Genomic DNA, 2,126 nt, shown 5'->3' on the forward strand with positions numbered 1-2,126 from the left:
TTTTCCTCGAGATAATGGATATCGAACGGCCCCATTCCGTGAATCTCGACAATGGTTGCCCGCTTCGTAAAGGCATAATGCTGCGCCTTGCCAGGTAGGTGGTGGAAGCCGCCGGCCACTAGCTGATGTGCCTTATTGATATCATATTTGTCGCCTGACCCAAGATAGAGTGCACCGGAGAGAATGGTCAGGTTCTCGTCCTGCGTGTGCCAATGGGGCGGGATCTCGTATCCGGCCGGCAGCTTCAGCCGGATCACATACGAACCCTCCTTCATCGGGTCGCCGTATAGCACAGCAATCTTGGCTCCCTTTGGGAGCGCGTCGGGCGCATCTGTCCATTTGAGGGTCGCGGCATTCAGCATCTCCATCCTGTCCACCGGAGCGGCCTGCTGGCCGAACAGAGGAGGCGCGATGGCCAAGGCAAGCAGAAAAGCAAATTCCAGCCGTTTCATTTTTAGCCTCCCAGATCCGGTTTCCGCAGTCGCTGACTATCAGCGCGGATTGCCTTCATGTTAGGAAAGAAGCATGACGATACAAGCCGCAGCGCCGCAACCTAGGAACGGAAAGGCGCCAGGGGAGTCTGGACGCCATCACGATCATGAAACCTTGTCCCGTTATCAGACGCCTCTTAGCTGGGCCAGGAGGGGCTCGCCGTGCCCCCGATCGAATACGACTGCTGTCGCTGAATGCCCAGCCTTGGGTACGAAATCGACGGTGGTCTTCGCGAATCCAATTTTGCAGGTTTCAGGTGCGGATGAGATGTGCGAATGTCCGAGCGATGAGGCAAGCGAATGTCGCTACATGGCCGACAAGCGACCTCCGCCAGTTACAGGTCGGTCGGCCTTTGTCGACCCTTAGCCGCCTTTCAGATCCGAGAGACCGTAACGACCGATTCCGAGTGCAACCGCCGATCGCCGGGGCTAACTCTCCGGTTGCTAAGAACTCGTAATGCGGAATTGTTCGCTTTCTAGCCATTTGGCCAACTGGATTCGCATTGCGGGGCCATTCGTCCAGACATCAACAAGATCTCCTTCCCAGAAATAAACTGTAGCGCTTCGCGGTACGGGGCAGACTGGCCCTCCCGAGCGCATTAGTCATGGAGCGACCGAACGACGCCTCTTGGCCGCCTTCCTTCTCTCAAATGAAGAATAGGCTCCGGTCGTCGCTTCGTGGCCCCGTGCAGCCCTGACAGCGGCTTCCGCGGGAAACTCCGTTGTTCTCTCTTGAAGACTTGGCGCTACATCGCGGTTTAGTAATTCCGAGTCAACTCCACCAGTGGCACCTATGGACGGTCGCTGGAACCGGAAGCTGCCCCGCCTCCGCCTCGCAGAGCCTTGGACCGATACAGAACTTGATTGATGCAAGTCAACAAGCAAGGATCTGCGGCTTCTATCATGAAGCAAGGATCGATGGCGGTGGCGTCACGCAACCGCAGCCTTCCGGTTCGTGACGGGTGCTATCGGACAGGCGACCCCAGCCTGTCTTGCCTCTTCCCATTCCTGCACTCGAGGCGTCTCCGAAGCGTTGACAACGGGGACCCCAATTCCCGCCTGCAAGGGAGAGTCATTATGGATGACGAGATCAGGAAGAAGATCCTGGCGCTACTGGAGCAACACCGGATCATGACGATCGCCACGATCCGGCCGGATGGCTGGCCGCAGGCGACCACTGTGGGCTACGTTAGCAAAGGCCTTGTCCTCTACTTCCTGTGTGGTCTGGAAAGCCAGAAAGCAGCCAATCTGGCTCAGGACGACCGGGTATCCCTAACCATTGATGACGATACTTCTGACCTGATGGCGATCACGGGGCTGTCCATGGCAGCGCGCGCGAAGCTCGTCCTCGACCCCGTCGAGGCGGACGAGGTCCTGCGCATGCTTCCCCTGAAGTATCCGCAGCAAACCAAGTTGCCAGTACCAATGCCTACCCGGAACGAGGTGAGGATTTTCCAAGTGACGCCCACTGTCATTTCTGTTCTTGACTACTCGAAAGGTTTCGGACACGCGGACCTGGTTGTGTGCTAACACTTGACTAAGAAGCCCTAACAAAATGAGCTTGCAGGGCTGTTAACTTCAAGTGACTTTTGTTAACCTTTGCGTTGTTTCCCTCGCGCAAAGGACATGGCCAAA

Annotated in this window: 2 protein-coding genes; one reads left to right on the forward strand and one right to left on the reverse strand. The window is 56.9% G+C overall.

The window, feature by feature from the left end; all coding sequences use genetic code 11:
* Positions 1–452: cupin domain-containing protein (locus RM96_RS29605; RefSeq protein WP_039015303.1), on the reverse strand; the 452-nt coding region annotated here is incomplete at its 3' end.
* A 1,116-nt stretch (positions 453–1,568) separates the two neighbouring features.
* On the opposite strand from RM96_RS29605, the gene RM96_RS29610 reads away from it, so the two are divergent.
* Positions 1,569–2,021 carry a pyridoxamine 5'-phosphate oxidase family protein gene (locus RM96_RS29610; RefSeq protein ID WP_039015304.1) on the forward strand — a complete coding sequence of 151 codons (453 nt, stop codon included), beginning with the start codon at positions 1,569–1,571 and terminating at the stop codon, positions 2,019–2,021.
* Positions 2,022–2,126: the final 105 nt, after the last annotated feature.

The organism is Cupriavidus sp. IDO (assembly GCF_000812465.1).
Lineage (GTDB): Bacteria > Pseudomonadota > Gammaproteobacteria > Burkholderiales > Burkholderiaceae > Cupriavidus.